This is a genomic window from Paenirhodobacter hankyongi (genome assembly GCF_003664585.1).
In the GTDB taxonomy this organism is placed as follows: domain Bacteria; phylum Pseudomonadota; class Alphaproteobacteria; order Rhodobacterales; family Rhodobacteraceae; genus Rhodobacter; species Rhodobacter hankyongi.
Genome location: NZ_RCHI01000041.1, coordinates 1 through 2,084, shown reverse-complemented (window position 1 = coordinate 2,084; position 2,084 = coordinate 1). Strand labels below are relative to the sequence as shown.

2 protein-coding genes and 1 pseudogene are annotated in these 2,084 nt (G+C 66.8%); all 3 read left to right on the top strand.

What is annotated here, in order from left to right; genetic code table 11:
• The coding region (locus tag DYS74_RS19095) for an integrase core domain-containing protein (protein WP_147435480.1) at nucleotides 1-151 on the top strand (151 nt) is incomplete at its 5' end.
• A gap of 15 nt (nucleotides 152-166) precedes the next feature.
• Nucleotides 167-856 (top strand): annotated as a pseudogene (locus DYS74_RS18325) (DNA-methyltransferase); the annotation flags it as partial.
• On the top strand, nucleotides 853-2,082 hold the full coding sequence (locus tag DYS74_RS18320; protein WP_245965339.1) for a ParB N-terminal domain-containing protein: 1,230 nt from the start codon (nucleotides 853-855) through the stop codon (nucleotides 2,080-2,082). The pseudogene DYS74_RS18325 and the gene DYS74_RS18320, both read left to right, overlap by 4 nt.
• Nucleotides 2,083-2,084: the final 2 nt, after the last annotated feature.

Genomic DNA, 2,084 nt, shown 5'->3' with positions numbered 1-2,084 from the left:
CAAGGAGCAATGCGTTCATCGCCATCGCTTCGAGAGCATCCAGCACGCGACCCGCGTCATCGGTGACTGGATCAGCTTCTACAACAACCGCCGCCCTCATCAGGCCCTTGCCATGCGCACACCTGCCGAGGCATTCAGATTAGCGGCTTAAACTGAGCAGATTCCGCTGGGTCAATACAGCCCCCTGCTGATGGTAACCGACCCGCCCTATGGTGTGGAATACGATCCCTCCTGGCGCAACCAGGCGGGCGCGGCCAAGACCAAGCGCACCGGCAAGGTGATGAATGACGACCGGGCCGACTGGCGCGAGGCATGGACGCTTTTCCCCGGCGACGTCGCCTATGTCTGGCACGGCGCGCTGCATGCCGCCACCGTGGCGGACAGCCTGACAGCCGCGGGCTTCGCCATCCGTTCGCAGATCATCTGGGCCAAGGACCGGCTAGTCCTCAGCCGCGGCGACTACCACTGGCAGCACGAACCCTGCTGGTATGCGGTGCGGGCGAAGGGCAAGGGTCACTGGGCGGGGGACCGCAAGCAGACGACGCTTTGGGCCATCGCCAACCGGGATCAGGATGCGGACACCGTGCATGGCACGCAGAAGCCAGTCGAATGCATGCGCCGCCCGATTCTGAACAATTCCAGCCCCGGCCAGGCGGTCTACGAACCCTTCATGGGATCCGGCACCACGCTGATCGCGGCGGAGACGACGGGGCGGGTCTGCTTCGGCGTGGAACTGAACCCGGCCTACGTCGATGTCGCCATCGAACGTTGGCAGTCCTTCACCAGCCAGGAGGCTGTGCTGGCGGAAACCGGCGAGACCTTTGCCGCCCTCAAGGCCAAGCGGCTCGCGGCATGAACGCGCCCCTCCTGCCCGGCCGGATCGAACACTGGCCGCTAGCCCGCCTCCGCCCCTGTGCGCGAAATGCCAAAACCCACGACGCCGACCAGGTGGCGAAGATCGCCGCCAGCATGGCCGAATTCGGCTGGACCGTCCCCTGCCTCGTCGCCGCCGATGGCGAGTTGATTGCGGGCCATGGTCGCGTCCTGGCCGCGGCCCAGCTCGGGATGACCGAGGCACCGGTCATCGTGCTCGGCCATCTGACTGAAGCGCAGCGGCGGGCCTATCGCATCGCCGACAACAAGCTGACCGAACTGGGTGGGTGGGACGAGGCACTGCTGCTCGAGGAACTGCGAGGCCTGATGGCCGAGGACTTCGACCTCGGGCTGATCGGGATCCCCGAGGACGAGCTGGACGCGCTGCTGCACGATGGAGGCGGCCGCGCGCCCATCGACGATGACACCGCCGTCTCCATCCCCGAGGCCCCGGCCGAACCGATCACCCGCCCCGGCGATATCTGGGCGCTGGGCGACCATCGCCTGATCTGCGGCGATGCGACCGACCCGGCCGTGGTGGCGCGGCTGATGCAGGGCGCGCAGGCGTCGCTGATGTTCACCTCCCCGCCCTATGCCCAGCAGCGCGACTATGGCGCGGCGAAGGAAAAGTTCGGCGACTGGGATGCGCTGATGCGGGGCGTCTTTGCCGCAGCGCCCGTCTCAGCCGATGCCCAGCTGCTGGTCAACCTCGGCCTCGTCCATCGCGATGGCGAGTGGATCCCGTATTGGGAAGGCTGGGTCGACTGGATGCGCGCGCAGGGCTGGCGGCGCTTCGGCTGGTATGTCTGGGACCAGGGGCCCGGCCTGCCTGGCGACTGGAACGGGCGGCTGGCCCCGTCGCACGAGTTCATCTTCCACTTCAACCGCCAGCCGCGCAAACCGAACAAGACGGTGGAGAGCAAGCACGCGGGCGAAACCCTCGGCGGCGGTGGTCTGCGCGGGGCCGATGGCACGGTCCACCGCAAGACCGGCCACGGCAACGCCATCCAGAGCCATCGCATTCCGGACAGCGTGTTCCGGATCATGCGCCACAAGGGCGGGCTGGGCGCCGCCTGCTGGTTCGCAGAAAAATCTGCACCCGATTGCGTTAAGCATCGTGACCTGCTCCCCAGGGAGTCCGCGATTATTGGTTCGCGCTGTTCAGGGTTTGGTCCTCTCTTGACCGTTGGTGATACTCCCACGGGGTGAGT

Coding starts and splice junctions, on each gene's coding strand:
- DYS74_RS18320 (WP_245965339.1), top strand. CDS start 853: ATGAACGCGCCCCTCCTGCCCGGCCGGATCGAACACTGGCCGCTAGCC.